Annotated in this window: 13 protein-coding genes; 2 read left to right on the top strand and 11 right to left on the bottom strand. The window is 59.7% G+C overall.

Annotation, left to right across the window (positions count from 1 at the left end; genetic code table 11):
• The first annotated feature begins 110 nt into the window (after positions 1-110).
• A complete protein-coding gene (crp, locus tag ACA062_RS30440; RefSeq protein WP_497454278.1) occupies positions 111-755 on the top strand; it encodes a cAMP-activated global transcriptional regulator CRP in 645 nt (214 codons plus the stop codon).
• A gap of 24 nt (positions 756-779) precedes the next feature.
• Here crp and ACA062_RS30445 read toward each other — a convergent pair whose 3' ends face one another.
• The 4 genes from ACA062_RS30445 to ACA062_RS30460 all read right to left on the bottom strand — a co-directional run bounded on the left by ACA062_RS30445 (position 780) and on the right by ACA062_RS30460 (position 4065).
• The gene (locus ACA062_RS30445) at positions 780-1481 is read right to left on the bottom strand and encodes a lipoate--protein ligase family protein (protein WP_497454279.1); all 702 of its coding nucleotides are present in this window, start codon (positions 1479-1481) and stop codon (positions 780-782) included.
• A gap of 98 nt (positions 1482-1579) precedes the next feature.
• Positions 1580-2416, bottom strand: coding sequence for an indole-3-glycerol phosphate synthase TrpC (gene trpC / locus ACA062_RS30450; protein ID WP_497454280.1), 837 nt, complete (start codon positions 2414-2416; stop codon positions 1580-1582).
• Complete coding sequence (trpD, locus tag ACA062_RS30455) at positions 2413-3462, bottom strand: anthranilate phosphoribosyltransferase (RefSeq protein WP_128873950.1); 1050 nt, start codon at positions 3460-3462, stop codon at positions 2413-2415. Before trpD ends, trpC begins: the two co-directional genes overlap by 4 nt.
• A gap of 9 nt (positions 3463-3471) precedes the next feature.
• On the bottom strand, positions 3472-4065 hold the full coding sequence (locus ACA062_RS30460; protein WP_497454281.1) for an aminodeoxychorismate/anthranilate synthase component II: 594 nt from the start codon (positions 4063-4065) through the stop codon (positions 3472-3474).
• A 406-nt stretch (positions 4066-4471) separates the two neighbouring features.
• Between ACA062_RS30460 and estP the strand changes: the two genes are divergently transcribed.
• The gene (estP, locus tag ACA062_RS30465) at positions 4472-6379 is read left to right on the top strand and encodes an esterase EstP (RefSeq protein ID WP_497454282.1); all 1908 of its coding nucleotides are present in this window, start codon (positions 4472-4474) and stop codon (positions 6377-6379) included.
• 309 nt (positions 6380-6688) lie between these two features.
• Here the strand turns inward: estP and trpE are convergent, their stop codons facing one another.
• The 7 genes from trpE to ACA062_RS30500 form a co-directional block, all read right to left on the bottom strand.
• The gene (gene trpE / locus ACA062_RS30470; protein WP_497454283.1) at positions 6689-8170 is read right to left on the bottom strand and encodes an anthranilate synthase component I; all 1482 of its coding nucleotides are present in this window, start codon (positions 8168-8170) and stop codon (positions 6689-6691) included.
• A gap of 71 nt (positions 8171-8241) precedes the next feature.
• Positions 8242-9060 carry a phosphoglycolate phosphatase gene (locus tag ACA062_RS30475; protein WP_128873954.1) on the bottom strand — a complete coding sequence of 273 codons (819 nt, stop codon included), beginning with the start codon at positions 9058-9060 and terminating at the stop codon, positions 8242-8244.
• Positions 9057-9731 carry a ribulose-phosphate 3-epimerase gene (rpe, locus tag ACA062_RS30480; protein WP_028621492.1) on the bottom strand — a complete coding sequence of 225 codons (675 nt, stop codon included), beginning with the start codon at positions 9729-9731 and terminating at the stop codon, positions 9057-9059. Before rpe ends, ACA062_RS30475 begins: the two co-directional genes overlap by 4 nt.
• 255 nt (positions 9732-9986) lie before the next feature.
• Positions 9987-10811: an ABC transporter permease gene (locus ACA062_RS30485; protein WP_497454284.1), complete on the bottom strand. Its 825-nt coding sequence runs from the start codon at positions 10809-10811 to the stop codon at positions 9987-9989.
• Positions 10812-10823: 12 nt separating this feature from the next.
• On the bottom strand, positions 10824-12071 hold the full coding sequence (locus ACA062_RS30490) for an ABC transporter permease (RefSeq protein WP_497454285.1): 1248 nt from the start codon (positions 12069-12071) through the stop codon (positions 10824-10826).
• A 193-nt stretch (positions 12072-12264) separates the two neighbouring features.
• Positions 12265-13308 carry an ABC transporter substrate-binding protein gene (locus tag ACA062_RS30495; RefSeq protein WP_497454286.1) on the bottom strand — a complete coding sequence of 348 codons (1044 nt, stop codon included), beginning with the start codon at positions 13306-13308 and terminating at the stop codon, positions 12265-12267.
• A 50-nt stretch (positions 13309-13358) separates the two neighbouring features.
• Entirely contained in the window at positions 13359-14483 is a 1125-nt protein-coding gene (locus ACA062_RS30500; protein ID WP_497454287.1) for an ABC transporter ATP-binding protein, read from the bottom strand.
• Positions 14484-14652: the final 169 nt, after the last annotated feature.

Here is a 14652-nt window from a genome sequence, read left to right on the forward strand (position 1 = left end):
TGCGCCAATTAGCTGGCGCATAGCCAGCCTCGTTGCTGACAACAACGATTGCAGTCTTCGCCAGCCCCTAGAAAAACCAACACTCCGTGCAGTCTTTTCGGGATAGAACCATGGTTGCTATTGCGCCCACGCCCAAAATCAAAAACCTCGACAAACTGTTGATGCATTGCCAGCGCCGTCGCTACCAGGCCAAGACCCATATCATCTGCGCCGGAGATCGCTCGGACACGCTGTTCTTCATCATCAAAGGCTCGGTCACCATCCTGATCGAGGACGACGATGGCCGCGAAATGATCATCGCCTACCTGAACACCGGGGACTTTTTTGGTGAACTGGGTCTGTTTGAACAGGCCGGCCTGGAACAGGAACGCAGCGCTTGGGTGCGCGCCAAGGTTGAATGTGATGTCGCGGAAATCAGCTATGCGAAATTCCGCGAGTTGTCCCGGCAGGATCCGGACATTCTTTACGTACTCAGCGGGCAAATTGCACAACGTCTGCGCAACACCACCCGCAAGGTGGGTGACTTGGCGTTTTTTGACGTGACCGGACGTGTTGCTCGCTGCCTGCTGGAACTGTGCAAACAGCCAGATGCCATGACCCACCCCGACGGCATGCAGATCAAGGTGACCCGTCAGGAAATCGGACGGATCGTAGGCTGCTCCCGTGAAATGGTCGGACGCGTGCTCAAGGATCTGGAAGAGCGTGACCTGGTGGACGTCAAAGGCAAGACCATGGTGGTCTTCGGTACGCGCTAAGCTCGAAAACTCAAGCGTTGAAAATCAAGCACCGAGCATCTCTGCCAGCAATTGGCGGTACAGCCCGTCGAGCCGTTCCAGTGCATCCGGGGCGGCGTATTTTTCATGCAGGGCGATGTGGCTCTCGGCGCGAACCCGCTGTTCAAGACCACAGGCTTCATTGAAGCGGTTGACTGCCGCGACCATCGACTCGCGCTCGTTATCCAGTAACAAAGCACCGTGTACCAACCCTACCGGACGCGACCCGCCTTTGCTCTGGCGCCAGCGCTGAGCGGTGCCGACCATCTTGCGTCCATCGAGGTTGACGTTGAAACGGCCATCGCAGAATGCCCCATCCACTTCCCCCAGGGACGAGACACCGCCCAACTCATCCAGCAGCTGACAAATCGGATCGCAGAGTCGCCGGTAGGCGGTTTCGATACGGTTCTGGTCACCTTCGTTGCGGGGTGGTGCGTAGACCAGTGCGATGTTGATGGTCGATGCCGATTGCGGTACTGGCTCACCGCCAGTTTCGCGCAACAACACAGGCCAACCTGCCGCCGCCGACACCTCGCACGCGGCGTCGAACCCGGGTAGACGATTCAATCGGCGCGGCATGACCAGCGCCCTGTCACTTGGTTGCCAGAACAGCAGGCCAAATTCCGAGTCACCGGTACATACATGGGCCAACAGGTCCTGTTCGGCAAGCAAGCCGGTTTCGACGGTAAGAGAGGTTGGATGGGACATGGATGACTCCGTAAGACATGAAGTCTTTGGGGTGCTTGATGGCCTCTTTGCGGGCAAGCCCGCTCCTACAGGGGATCGGGTTGCCAGCAAAGATATCGTCAGTCGAGCGTGGAGCCGCTGACAGGAACGCCGCGTTCAGGGAAAAACAGACGCTGCAACTCGGTACCCGGATTTTCAGCTCGCATGAACGCCTCGCCGACCAGGAACGCATACACGTCGCTGATTTCCATCAGTTCGACATCGGCTCGATTGAGAATGCCGCTTTCGGTAATCACCAATCGATCACGCGGGATACGCGGCAACAGATCAAGCGTGGTTTCCAGATTGACGTCGAAGGTGTGCAGGTTGCGGTTGTTGACGCCGACCAGCGGAGTGTCGAGTGTTTTCAACGCCCGTTCCAGCTCATCGCCATCGTGGACCTCCACCAGCACATCGAGGCCAACACTTTTGGCCACGGCCGCCAGCTCGGCCATTTTCACGTCATCCAATGCGGAAACGATCAACAGCACGCAGTCAGCGCCCAGGGCGCGGGCTTCGACGATCTGGTACGGATCGATCATGAAGTCCTTGCGGATCACCGGCAGTTTGCACGCCGCACGCGCCTGTTGCAGATACGCATCGGCACCCTGGAAGTAATCGATATCGGTGAGCACCGACAGGCAGGTCGCCCCGCCCCGCTCGTAGCTGACAGCGATGTCGGCGGGAACGAAGTGCTCGCGGATCACGCCTTTGCTCGGCGAGGCTTTCTTGATTTCAGCAATGACTGCAGGCTGCTTGAGCTTGGCCTGGTCGATCAATGCCTTGGCAAACCCACGGGGTGCATCGGCCACCTTGGCCAGGCTTTCCAGCTCGGCGAAGCTGACACGAGCACTGCGCTCGGCGACTTCCTGGACTTTGCGGGCCAGAATGTTTTCCAGAACCGTCGGTACACTCATCCCTCATTCTCCACCTTGAATACCGCGGTAAACGCACCCAACTCCTCGAGTTTTTCCCGAGCGAGACCGGTGTGCAGCGCATCGTGCGCCAGGGCGACGCCCTCTTTCAACGTGCTGGCCAGGTCAGCGGCATACAGCGCGGCACCGGCATTGAGCACGATCATCTCGGCGGCTTTCTGACCGTTTTCGGTCTTGCGCTTGCCCAAAGCATCGCGAATCAGTTCAAGTGACTGGGCCGGACTTTCAACCACCAGACCATACAAACTCTGGCTCTTTATACCGAGGTCTTCCGGCTGGACCCAGTATTCTGTTATTTCGTCGTTTTTCAGTTCAGCCACATAGGTGGGTGCCGCCAGGCTGAACTCGTCCAGACCGTCCTGGGAATGCACCACCAGCACATGTTTGCTGCCCAGACGCTGCAACACCTCGGCCAATGGCCGGCACAACGCCTGATTGAACACACCCACTACCTGATGTTTCACCCCGGCCGGATTCGTAAGCGGGCCGAGCATGTTGAACAAGGTACGCAAGCCCAACTCCCGGCGCGGGCCGGCAGCGTGCTTCATGGCACTGTGGTGGGTCTGGGCAAACATGAAACCGATGCCGACGTTATCGATGCAGCGTGCCACTTGAACCGGTGTCAGGTTCAGGTAGATCCCTGCTGCTTCCAACAGGTCGGCACTGCCGCTTTTACCCGAGACCGCACGGTTACCGTGCTTCGCCACGGTGCAACCGGCTGCCGCGACGACAAACGAAGAAGCGGTGGACACGTTGAAAATGTTCGCACCGTCACCGCCGGTGCCGACGACATCGACGACGCCGTCCAGCGTCTTGAGTTCGACCTTGTCCGCCAGTTCGCGCATGACCGACACCGCACCCACGATCTCATCGATGCTCTCGCTCTTCATACGCATGGCCATCATGAACGCGCCAATCTGCGCGTCGGTGCACTGCCCGGTCATGATTTCGCGCATCACATCGCGCATTTCGTCGGTGCTGAGGTCGAGATGGTCGACGATACGGCTCAGGGCTGTCTTGATGTTCATTAAAAGTCCTTAGCGCGTGCCGCCGGTTTGTTTGAGAAAGTTGGCGAGCAGCTCGTGACCCTGTTCGGTCAGGATCGACTCAGGGTGGAACTGCACACCTTCGATGTTCAATGTCTTATGGCGCAGGCCCATGATCTCGTCCACCGAGCCGTCTTCAAGCTGGGTCCAGGCGGTCAACTCGAGGCAGTCCGGCAGGGTTTCGCGCTTGACGATCAGCGAGTGATAGCGGGTGACCGTCAGCGGATGATTCAAACCTTCAAAAACGCCTTTGTCCGCATGGAACACCGGGCTGGTCTTGCCGTGCATGACGTGACGGGCACGGACCACATCGCCGCCAAACGCCTGGCCGATGGATTGATGGCCCAGGCAAACACCCAGAATCGGCAGTTTGCCGGCGAAATGCTTGATCGCTTCGATCGAGATACCGGCTTCGGTCGGGGTGCAAGGACCGGGTGAGACGACGATCCGCTCCGGATTGAGGGCTTCGATCTGGGCAATGGTGAGCTCATCGTTGCGCACGACTTTGACCTGGGAGCCAAGCTCACCAAGGTACTGCACAACGTTGTAGGTAAAGGAGTCGTAGTTATCAATCATCAGCAACATGGCGTTAAGAACCTCTTGAATTCACTGACTTTATTTCAACCTTCGAACGATTTACCCGCAGCGTCCTGCGCTTTGTCAGTCGCCGGGATTGCGCAGCAAAGCGGGTTGTCTTGCGGGTAAAAGAAGGCGAAGCGGTAAAGATCCGGCCGGGCCGGCAGAAGGATTCAGGCGCGCCAACGCCAACGGGCGTGTGCCTTGATGACTTGATCCAGAAGTTTGCTGACGATCAACACGGGGAAGGTCTCATTTATACGTATTGGCACAGTAACTTAGCTGGGCAGAGCGTGCAATATGGGGCGATCGAAGCGCGATGAAACAATCGAGGGTTCGCGCCGAATGGCAACAGACTCTATAGTTTTTGGCACGGTCGTTTCGCTCACTAAAACAATAACAAACGGAATTGCTCATGATCAGACAGACGTTGGCTGTACCGCTTGCCGGCTGCTTGCTCGCTATGGCCTGCACCCAGGCTATCGCGGCGCCCAACCCTTATTCGAACTTCATCGTCTTTGGCGATAGCCTCAACGATGCCGGACAGTTTACCGACACGGGCGGCCCTCCCGGTTCGACCCTGCGCTTCACCAACCGGACCGGACCGGTTTACCAGGACGGCAGCGGCGAAGTCTATTCCGCAAACTCGACCCAACTGCTGGGTGGAAGGCTCGGGTTTTCACCGGACCAGACGGCCGCCTCGACCTCGGCGGCGCGTGCGAGCCAGGGACTACCGGACGGTAATAACTGGGCCGTTGGCGGTTACCGCACCGACCAGATCCTGACCTCAATCACCACCGCCTCCGCCACGGGCGAACGCACGCGTTCGGGCTATCTGCCGACCAACGACTTCAGCGCCGATCCTAACGCTCTGTATTATCTCTCCGGGGGCGGTAACGACTTTCTTCAGGGACAGGTACAAAGTGGTGCTCAGGCAAATGCGGCGGCGGACCGACTGGCCAACAGCGCCCAGGTTCTGCAAACCGCCGGTGCTCGTTACATTATGGTCTGGCTGCTGCCCGACCTGGGTTTGACACCTGCCATCAATGGCACTCCGCTGCAGACACCCACCTCACAACTGAGCAGTGTCTTCAACCGGCAACTGATCACTCGACTGGCGGGGATCGATGCCGAAATCATCCCGCTGAACATTCCGCTGCTGTTGCAGGAAACCTTCGCCGCTCCGGCGCAATTCGGGTTTGCTACAGGCCAGAACCTGACGGCGACTTGCTTCAGCGGTAACGGCTGCACCGAAAATGCTACGTATGGCATCAACAGTGCCACTGCGGATCCCGGCAAACTGATTTACAACGATGGTGTCCATCCAACCGAAGCCGGGCAAAAACTGATTGCCGACTACGCCTATTCCTTGCTGGCAGCACCTTGGGAGCTGACCCTGTTGCCGGAAATGGCCCACGCCACGTTACGTGCGCACCAGGATGAACTGCGCAGCCAATGGCAATCGGACTGGGAGAACTGGCAGGCGGTCGGCCAATGGCGCGCAATTGTCGCCGGTGGCGGCCAGCATCTGGATGTCGACAGCCAAAGCAGCAGCGCCAGCGCCGACGGCAGCGGTTACAACCTGAACATCGGCGGCAGCTACCGCCTCAATGAAGCCTGGCGAGTCGGTGTGGCGGCAGGTTTTTATCGGCAGAACCTTGAAGCTGGCAGCAATGATTCGGACTACAAGCTCAACAGCTACCTGGCCACCGCCTTCGCCCAGTTCCAGCAGAATCGCTGGTGGGCCGATGCCGCGTTGACCGGCGGCAAGCTGGACTACGACAATCTCAAACGCAAATTCGACCTGGGTGCCAGCGAAAGGGCGGAAAAGGGTGATACCGATGGCCATCTTTGGGCCTTCAGCACCCGCCTCGGCTACGACATTGCGCAGCCGGGCAGCGAATGGCACTTGTCGCCGTTCATCAGCGCCGATTACGCGAAAGTGGAAGTCGACGGTTACTCGGAAAACGGCAATCGTTCCACGGCGCTGACTTTTGATGACCAGAAACGCGATTCGAAACGGCTGGGCGCCGGTCTTCAGGGTAAATACCAGATCACCCCGCAGACTCAAGTGTTCGGCGAATACGCCTTCGAGCGGGAATACGAGGATGACACTCAGAAAGTGAACATCGCCCTAAATAGTCTGCCTACGCTGGACTTCGAGCTCGACGGTTACACACCGCAAAGTCATTTGAATCGCGTGAGCCTGGGCGTTAGCCACAAATTGACGGCTGATCTGGCGTTGCGTGGTGGGTACACGTTCCGCAAGGACGATGACTTTACCCAGCAAGGGCTTAGCGTTGGGGTTGCGCTGGACTTCTGATTCGACACACCCCAAAGGGCACCGGGCGGTGTAGGAGCTGGCGCAGCCTGCGATCTTTTGGCGGCCTTGAAATCACCGAAGGTCAAGGTCAAAAGATCGCAGCCTTCGGCAGCTCCTACCGGGGTGAAGTGCAGGCACAAAAAAACGCGGCGTCCTCTCAGGCGCCGCGTTTTTATGGTGGTGAGGCCCTTGTGGGAGCGGGCTTGCCCGCGATGGCGACCTGTCAGTCAGCATAGATGTTGAATGTACCGGCCTCTTCGCGGGCAAGTCGAATCGTCGCACCGCCGCCCCCACAGGTTTTGCGTGAACTCAGGCGTCCGGGGTTTGCTCGGCCAGCGCCACCGCACGGAACATCGCGCGGCGTTTGTTCAGGGTTTCTTCCCATTCCAGCGCCGGCACCGAGTCGGCGACAATGCCGCCACCGGCCTGCACGTGCAGCTCGCCGTTCTTGATTACCGCGGTGCGGATCGCAATGGCGGTGTCCATGTTGCCGTTCCAGGCGTAGTAACCGACCGCTCCGCCATACACGCCACGCTTGACCGGCTCCAGTTCGTCGATGATTTCCATCGCGCGAATTTTCGGCGCCCCGGACAAGGTGCCGGCCGGCAGAATCGCCCGCAGTGCATCCATCGCCGTCAGCCCGGCCGTCAGTTGCCCGGTGACGTTGGACACGATGTGCATGACGTTGGAGTAACGCTCGATCACCATCTTTTCGGTGAGCTTCACCGAGCCGATTTCCGAAACGCGACCGGTATCGTTACGGCCCAGGTCGATCAGCATCAAGTGCTCGGCGATTTCCTTGGCGTCGGACAGCAGGTCTTTTTCCAGCGCAACATCGGCCTCTTCATTGGCGCCCCGCGGACGGGTGCCGGCGATCGGGCGGACGGTGATCAGGTTGTCTTCGACCCGCACCAGCACTTCCGGCGAACTGCCGACGACGTGGAAGTCGCCGAAGTTGAAGAAGTACATGTAGGGCGTCGGGTTGAAGCAGCGCAGCGCCCGGTACAGATCGATCGGCGCAGCCTTGAAGTCGATCGACATGCGTTGGGACGGTACGACCTGCATGCAGTCACCGGCCAGGATGTATTCCTTGATGGTGTCGACGGCTTTTTCGTAATCGTCCTGGGTGAAGCTTGAACGGAATACCGGATCGGCAGACTGCTGCTTGCTGAAATCCAGGCCTCGGCGTGGTGCGATCGGCTGACGGAGTTTTTCCAGCAGCGCTTCAAGACGTGCCTGTCCGAGTTCGAAAGCATCGGCCTGCGACGGATCGGCCAGGACAATCGCGTGCATCTTGCCGGCGAGGTTGTCGAACACCACCACCGCGTCGGAGACCATCAACAGAATGTCCGGCACGCCCAGCGGATCCGGGTTCGGGCATTTGCCCAGACGCTTCTCCACATAACGTACGCAGTCGTACCCGAAGTACCCCACCAGGCCGCCATTGAAACGCGGCAGGCCGGGGATGGTCGGCACGTTGTAACGGGCCTTGAACTCTTCGACGAAGGTCAGCGGGTCTTCAGCTTCATGGCTTTCGATCTCGACGCCGTCGTGGGTCACGCTGACGTGATGATCGTGAACCCGCAGCACGGTGCGGCATGGCAAACCAATGATCGAATAACGGCCCCACTTTTCGCCGCCCTGCACCGATTCGAGCAGGTAGGAGTTCGGCTCATCGGCCAGTTTCAGGTAGATCGACAGCGGGGTGTCGAAGTCGGCCAGGGTTTCGCAGGCAAGCGGGATGCGGTTGTAGCCGGCAGCGGCCAAACGCAGGAATTCTTCGCGGATCATGGGGTAGCCTCGTGGCTTGAGGGTCTGACAGTCAGGTATGCAAACGCGCCGGGATGCCGGCCAGGAACAAGTCAGGCGCGCCAACGCCAGCGGGCCAGGGCCTTGATGACTTTCATCCAGAGTTTGCGAGTGACCACCACGATGGCGTTTCCAGAAGGGGGTTGGACAGCGTCGGCCAACGTTATCTCAGCGGCCGGATCCAGGCAACCGCGAATTAGCTTGCGCAGATCGTCGATCACCAGCGCCGGCGACTCTTCGGCAATCGGCCGGCCATGGTTATAGCCATAACTGAGCGCCACGCATTTGACCCCCGCCGCTTTCGCCGCCTGTACATCGCTGCGCGAGTCGCCGACGAACAACGACTGGGATGCCGGAATGTTGGCCATTTTCATGACGAAAAACAGTGCGGCCGGGTCCGGTTTCTTCTGTGGCAAGGTGTCGCCACCGATGATCCATTTGAAGTAACGACCGATTTTCATCTGATCCAGCAGCGGTGCGACGAAGCGCTCCGGCTTGTTGGTGATCAGGGCCATTTCCACGCCTTGCTTGTTCAGCCACTTGAGGGTGTCACGCACGCCAGGGTAAACCACCGTCAGCTCGTGACCGTCCTCATAAAAGCCGTTGAACAACTCCAAGGCATGCTCGGCCTCGACCTCATCGACCCCCTCGGCGTCGATGTGGTTGGCCAGTGCCCGGCGCACCAGCATGTGCACACCGTTGCCGACCCAATCGCGCACCGACTCGATCCCGGCAGGTGCGCGGCCGAGTTTGAGCAGCATGTTATCCACAGCCGCCGCGAGGTCGGGGACCGAATCGACCAGCGTGCCATCCAGATCGAACATCACCAGCCGCGGCAGAGCGCCCGGGAATAGCTGCTCAAAGCCACTCATGGGCGGGTCAGCGCCAGTTCGGAACGCATCTTTTCAATCACCTCTTGGTAGTTCGGTGCATTGAAGATCGCCGAGCCGGCGACGAAGGTATCGGCACCAGCGGCGGCGATTTCGCGAATGTTGTTCACGTTCACGCCGCCGTCGATTTCCAGGCGGATATCACGACCGGAGGCATCGATCAGTGCCCGCGCTTCACGCAGCTTGTCGAGGGTGCCTGGAATGAACTTCTGCCCGCCGAAGCCCGGGTTGACGCTCATCAGCAAGATCATGTCGACCTTGTCCATCACGTACTTGAGCACGTCCAGCGGCGTGGCCGGATTGAACACCAGGCCCGACTTGCAGCCGCCTTCGCGGATCAACTGCAGGGAGCGGTCGACGTGCTGCGTGGCTTCCGGGTGGAAGGTGATGTAAGTCGCGCCGGCCTCGATGAAGTCGCCGACAATGCGGTCCACCGGGCTGACCATCAGGTGCGCGTCGATCGGCGCGGTCACGCCGTACTTGCGCAGCGCGGCGCAGACCATCGGGCCGATGGTCAGGTTCGGCACGTAATGGTTGTCCATGACATCGAAGTGAACGAAGTCGGCGCCGGCGGCCAGGACGTTGTCCACTTCCTCACCCAGACGGGCGAAATCGGCGGAGAGAATCGACGGAGCAATGACGAAGGGCTGCATGACGCACCTTTTTTGAGCAGAATCTCGATGGCGCGCATTGTATACCGCATGCTTTGACGCGCGCACCGTGACGCGATAATCAGTAGACCGCCCGGTAGATCTTTTCGATATCGACGGTGCTCGATTTACGCATTGTCCCTGTAGGAGCCGGCTTGCTGGCGAATAGCATAACGCCGTGTGTCAGGTGAACCGCGTTGTGCCATTCGCCAGCAAGCCGGCTCCTACAGGGGGCGGCGTCAAATATAACGACCGGTGTCAGACCTGGGCGGTACGCAGTTTTTCGCTGCGGCCACGCAGCCATTCCAGGGTCAGCAACAGGATCACCGAGAAGGCGATCAACAACGTTGCCGCGGCGGCAATGGTCGGGCTGAGATTTTCGCGGATACCGCTGAACATCTGTCGTGGCAAGGTCGCTTGCTCGGGACCGGCGAGGAACAGGGTCACCACCACTTCATCGAACGAGGTGGCGAACGCGAACAGCGCACCGGAAATCACCCCGGGAGCGATCAACGGCAAGGTCACGCGACGGAACGCCGTCAGCGGTGAAGCCCCCAGGCTTGCAGCGGCCCGCACCAGGTTTTGATTAAACCCCTGCAACGTCGCCGACACCGTAATGATCACGAACGGCACACCCAACACCGCATGCACCACGATCAGAGAGAAGAAGCTGTTGCCCAGCCCCAGCGGGGCGAAGAACAGATAGCTGGCCACACCGATGATCACCACCGGCACCACCATCGGCGAAATCACCAGCGCCATCACCAGCGGCTTGCCCCGGAAGTCGCCACGGGTCAGGCCAATCGCCGCCAGCGTACCGAAGATCATCGCCAGCACCGTGGCCGCCGGGGCGACGATGATGCTGTTCTTCAGCGCCCGCATCCATTCCGCCGAAGCGAAAAAGTCGTGGTACCACTGCAGCGAGAAGCCTTGCAGCGGGTACACCAGGAAACTCCCTGAGTTGAACGACAGCGGAATGATCACCAGCACCGGCAGGATCAGGAACAACAGGATCAAGCCGCAGAGAATCCGCAAGCTGTAGAACCACACCCGCTCAATGGGCGACATATAAGGACTCAGCATTTCATTCCCCCCTTAGCTCAGGCGCAGGCGACTGGCGCCCACCAGCCAGTTGTAAATCAGATACAGCACCACGGTCGCCAACAGCAGCAGCCCACCGAGCGCGGTCGCCATGCCCCAGTTGATGCTGGTGTTGGTGTAGAAGGCGACGAAGTAACTGACCATTTGATCGTTCGGGCTGCCCAGCAAGGCCGGGGTGATGTAGTAGCCGATGGCAAGGATGAACACCAACAGGCAACCGGCGCCGACGCCGGCATAGGTTTGCGGGAAGTACACCCGCCAGAAACTGGCGAACGGGTGGCAGCCGAGGGAAATCGCCGCACGCATGTAAGTCGGCGAGATGCCTTTCATCACGCTGTAGATCGGCAGGATCATGAATGGCAGCAGGATGTGCACCATCGAGATGTAGACCCCGGTACGGTTGAACACCAGCTCCAGCGGCTTATCGATGATGCCCATGGCCATCAGACCGCTGTTGATCAGGCCGCCCGATTGCAGCAGCACGATCCACGCCGCGACCCGCACCAGAATCGAGGTCCAGAACGGCAGCAGAACGAGAATCATCAGCAGGTTGCTTTGCCGCGATGGCAAGTTCGCCAGCAGATAGGCCAATGGATAAGCCAGCACCAGGCAGATCACGGTGATGATCAGGCCCATCCAGAAGGTTCGGGCGAAGATATCGAGGTAGATGGCCTGATCGGGGGTGGCGGGGGCGATTTCGCCGAGGTCGTCGATCCGGTGGTCCACCGCCGCCAGCAGGTAGTACGGCGTAATGCTGCTGGTGTTGCGGCGTACGGCTTGCCAGTAGGCCGGGTCGCCCCAGCGCTCGTCGAGACCTTCCAGCGCTTCTTTATAAGAGGCCGGTTCGGTGGCGAACGGCAAGGCGCGTGCGGTTTTGGTCAGCAGGCTGCGATAGCCGGCCAACTCCATGTTCAAGCGCTTGGACAGGTCGCCCAAGGTCTGATTCTTGCGGGCTGCGGCCAGGTCTTCACTGGCCGCCTTGTAAACCGGTTCAGCGGGCAGGCCGCGGCCGTCCCAGCTGGCGATGGCCGCCACGGTGCGCGGCATGCCGCCGACCACTTCCGGGTTACCGACGCTTTTGTAGAGCAGCGCCACGATCGGCACCAGGAACACCAGCAGCAGAAACAGCACCAGCGGCGCGATCAACGCCTGGGCCTTCCAGCGGTTGATCCGCTCGGCATGCTTGAGCCGCTGCTTCAAGGTGGGGTCTGTGCCCGCGTTCAGGGGAATGGCGGTGGCCATGGCGTACTCCGGAAATCTTTGATCGTTGCAAAGGAAGGCAAGCCACCTCTGTTCTTAATCGCTACACATCACCCCTGTAGGAGCGTGGCTTGCCCGCGAAAGCGTCGGCACATTCAACATTGATGCTGACTGACACGCCGTCTTCGCGGGCAAGCCACGCTCCTACAGGAGTGGATAAGCCCACGGGGTGGTCTTATTTTGCAGCCCAGGAATTGAAACGCTGTTCCAGTTGCTCGCCGTTGTCAGCCCAGAAGCTGACGTCGATCTGCACCTGGTTGGCGATGTTTTCCGGGGTGGTCGGCATGTCCTTCAGGATATCCTTGGCCAACAGCGGCACGGCTTGTACGTTGGCCGGGCCGTAAGCGATGTTTTCCGAATAGGTCTTCTGCTGTTGCGGCTGCACCGAGAACGCGATGAATTTCTTCGCCGCTTCAGCGCGCTTGGCGTCCAGACCTTTTGGAATGGCCCAGGCGTCGAAGTCGTAGATGCCGCCGTTCCACACCACTTTCAGGTTGCTTTCTTTCTGCACCGCAGCGATCCGGCCGTTGTAGGCCGAGCTCATGACCACGTCACCGGAAGCGAGGTATTGCGGCGGTTGTGCGCCGGCTTCCCACCACTGAATGCTTGGTTTGAGCTCATCGAGCTTCTTGAACGCGCGATCCTGACCATCCTTGCCGGCCAGCACTTTGTAGACGTCTTTCGGCGCAACGCCATCAGCCATCAGTGCGAATTCCAGGGTGTACTTGGCGCCTTTACGCAGGCCGCGTTTACCCGGGAATTTCTTGGTGTCCCAGAAATCGACCCAGCTGGTCGGTGCGGTTTTCAGCTTGTCGGCGTTGTAGGCCAGCACGGTCGACCACACGAAGAAGCCCACGCCGCACGGCTGGATAGCGCCTTTGACATAGTCTTCATTCTTGCCGAACAGCGCGGGATCGAGTTGCTCGAACATGTCTTCGTCGCAACCACGGGACAGTTCCGGCGATTCAACTTCCACCAGGTCCCAGGACACGCTCTTGGTGTCGACCATGGCCTTGACCTTGGCCATCTCGCCGTTGTACTCGCCCGCCACGATCTTGCCGTTGCCTGCCGCTTCCCACGGTGCGTAGAAGGCTTTGACCTGCGCCGCCTTGTTCGCCCCGCCAAAGGACACCACGGTCAGGTCCGGGCCCGCCGCCATCGCGTGTGCCGCACCGATCATGCCCATGACCAAAGCGGTGAATTTCAGGGATCTCAACATTTATTGTTCTCTCCACGTGCAGGGTTGGTGTTGTTGAAGCAGGAGGGCGATCAATGCGCCTCTAGAAGCGGGTCGAGCGCGCGAACGTGTTCGACCTGCCAGCCAAGCGGTACCACGTCGCCAACCGCCAGCTTGGGATCGAGCTCGGCAATCGGTTGTTTCACGAAGAAGTCGGTCTTGCCGCAGACTTCCAGGCGAACCCGGACGTGGTCGCCCAAATAGATGAATTCCGCCACCCTCCCCGAGAAGCGGTTGACGCAGGATTCGCTCGAACCATTGAGGCTCACGCGTTCCGGGCGAATCGACAGCGTGACGGGCTCGCCGGTCTTGCCGACATTGACCGCCAGGGCTTCAACCTTTTCACCGCGACCGAGCTCGACGACGCAGCGGTCACCGGTGTGGCTATGCAAGCGGCCATTGAGACGGTTGTTCTCGCCGATGAAGTTGGCGACGAAGGTGTTCTTCGGTTCTTCATAGAGGGAACGTGGCGCAGCGATCTGCTGGATTTCGCCCTGATGGAATACCGCCACACGGTCGGACATGGTCAGGGCTTCGCCCTGGTCGTGGGTCACGTAGACCACCGTTACGCCCAGGCGCTGGTGCAGATGCTTGATCTCCATCTGCATGTGTTCGCGCAATTGTTTGTCCAGCGCACCGAGAGGTTCGTCCATCAGCACCAGTTGCGGTTCGAACACCAAGGCACGGGCCAGGGCCACACGTTGTTGCTGACCACCGGACAACTGCGCCGGATAACGCTGGGCGAACGCATCGAGCTGGACCATGCTCAGGACTTTTTTGACCTTGTCGCTGACATCGTTCTTGTTCAAACCGCGCACGGTCAACGGGAACGCCAGGTTCTCGGCCACCGTCATGTGCGGGAACAACGCGTAGTTCTGGAACACCATGCCGATGTCGCGCTTGTGCGGCGGCACGTTGTTGATGGAGCGCCCGGCCAGCAGGATTTCGCCGGCGGTCGGGGTCTCAAAACCGGCGAGCATCATCAGGCTGGTGGTCTTGCCGGAGCCGGACGGCCCGAGCAAGGTGAGGAATTCGCCTTTGCGAATGTCCAGGTTGAGGTCTTTGACGATCAGGTTCTCGCCGTCGTAGCTCTTCTGCACTCCACGAAAGCTGACCAGAATGTCGCTGGCCCCTGCGCTTGAATCGACCTGGCTCATACCCACACCTTTGTTGTTGATGACTGCTGTGGACTAAGCCTAGTGGACACCAGTGACCACGCAAATCGGGGCGCAGGAGAGAATGGCCTCAGCCGGATGGAAGGTTGGGGGTAGGGATTGCCCTACAAGGATGGCGGGAATAGATAGAGACAGCGGCAGGTTTGAAGCT

The organism is Pseudomonas sp. LBUM1679 (genome assembly GCF_059695565.1).

Bases quoted from the DNA above. Each gene is read 5' to 3' on its own strand.
- crp (WP_497454278.1), top strand. From the start codon at position 111: ATGGTTGCTATTGCGCCCACGCCCAAAATCAAAAACCTCGACAAACTG.
- ACA062_RS30445 (WP_497454279.1), bottom strand. From the start codon at position 1,481: ATGTCCCATCCAACCTCTCTTACCGTCGAAACCGGCTTGCTTGCCGAA.
- trpC (WP_497454280.1), bottom strand. From the start codon at position 2,416: ATGAGTGTACCGACGGTTCTGGAAAACATTCTGGCCCGCAAAGTCCAG.
- trpD (WP_128873950.1), bottom strand. From the start codon at position 3,462: ATGAACATCAAGACAGCCCTGAGCCGTATCGTCGACCATCTCGACCTC.
- ACA062_RS30460 (WP_497454281.1), bottom strand. From the start codon at position 4,065: ATGTTGCTGATGATTGATAACTACGACTCCTTTACCTACAACGTTGTG.
- estP (WP_497454282.1), top strand. From the start codon at position 4,472: ATGATCAGACAGACGTTGGCTGTACCGCTTGCCGGCTGCTTGCTCGCT.
- trpE (WP_497454283.1), bottom strand. From the start codon at position 8,170: ATGATCCGCGAAGAATTCCTGCGTTTGGCCGCTGCCGGCTACAACCGC.
- ACA062_RS30475 (WP_128873954.1), bottom strand. From the start codon at position 9,060: ATGAGTGGCTTTGAGCAGCTATTCCCGGGCGCTCTGCCGCGGCTGGTG.
- rpe (WP_028621492.1), bottom strand. From the start codon at position 9,731: ATGCAGCCCTTCGTCATTGCTCCGTCGATTCTCTCCGCCGATTTCGCC.
- ACA062_RS30485 (WP_497454284.1), bottom strand. From the start codon at position 10,811: ATGCTGAGTCCTTATATGTCGCCCATTGAGCGGGTGTGGTTCTACAGC.
- ACA062_RS30490 (WP_497454285.1), bottom strand. From the start codon at position 12,071: ATGGCCACCGCCATTCCCCTGAACGCGGGCACAGACCCCACCTTGAAG.
- ACA062_RS30495 (WP_497454286.1), bottom strand. From the start codon at position 13,308: ATGTTGAGATCCCTGAAATTCACCGCTTTGGTCATGGGCATGATCGGT.
- ACA062_RS30500 (WP_497454287.1), bottom strand. From the start codon at position 14,483: ATGAGCCAGGTCGATTCAAGCGCAGGGGCCAGCGACATTCTGGTCAGC.